This window comes from Nocardia cyriacigeorgica (assembly GCF_010868145.1).
In the GTDB taxonomy this organism is placed as follows: Bacteria; Actinomycetota; Actinomycetes; order Mycobacteriales; family Mycobacteriaceae; genus Nocardia; species Nocardia cyriacigeorgica_D.
The window spans coordinates 1-290 of sequence record NZ_JAAGUY010000079.1; the positions used below are offsets into that span (position 1 = coordinate 1).

Below are 290 nucleotides of genomic sequence, written 5' to 3' on the forward strand. Positions count from 1 at the left end.
TTGCGGTGGTTGGCGACCAGCCCCGACGTGCCCGCCGAAGCGGCCGAATTCGCCACCCGCTACTTCGGATACGACGCCTCGGTCACCGTTGCCTTCCTCGACCTCAATGAACTCACGCCCGCGGCGCGGTCGGCCGTCGCGCGGGCACTACTGCCGGTGGATTCGCAGGAATCGCGGCTGACTACCGCCCTGCAGCGGCGCCTGCGCGAAGTCGGTCTCGGCGACGGCTGCCAGCCGTGCCGTTGGGCCGCCGCCCCAGACCCGCAGTCGCACCCGGTGATCCGATGCGG

The 290-nt window shown here is 71.4% G+C and carries 1 protein-coding gene; it reads left to right on the forward strand.

Going from position 1 to position 290, the window contains the following annotated elements:
* A partial coding sequence (locus GV792_RS28825; protein ID WP_163828144.1) for a hypothetical protein occupies positions 1 to 290 on the forward strand: 290 nt, incomplete at both ends.